Source organism: Paraburkholderia sp. SIMBA_027, from assembly GCF_046535315.1.
Taxonomy (GTDB): domain Bacteria; phylum Pseudomonadota; class Gammaproteobacteria; order Burkholderiales; family Burkholderiaceae; genus Paraburkholderia; species Paraburkholderia tropica.
Map to the genome: position 1 here is coordinate 1 of NZ_JAWRWY010000937.1, position 260 is coordinate 260.

Here is a 260-nt window from a genome sequence, read left to right on the forward strand (position 1 = left end):
CTGCCGCATGAGCAGGAAGTGAACATCATTGCCGCCAAGGTGAAGAGCCTCGACAATCCGAAGGGCCGCGAAACCGTCTCCAAGATGGTGCGTGTGGCCGATCTTACCCGCTCGGCTTTCGTCAATGGCGACCTCTCCACGGTTATGAGCCCGCGTACCGTCATCACCTGGGCGGAAAATGCGGAAATCTTCGGCGATCTCGCCTTTGCCTTCCGCGTGACCTTCCTCAACAAGTGCGACGAACTGGAGCGCACGCTGGT

At 59.2% G+C, this 260-nt stretch carries 1 protein-coding gene; it reads left to right on the forward strand.

The features are described 5' to 3' along the window. Nucleotides 1–18: 18 nt before the first annotated feature. A partial coding sequence (locus SB764_RS41860) for a CbbQ/NirQ/NorQ C-terminal domain-containing protein (protein ID WP_410867016.1) occupies nt 19–260 on the forward strand: 242 nt, incomplete at its 3' end.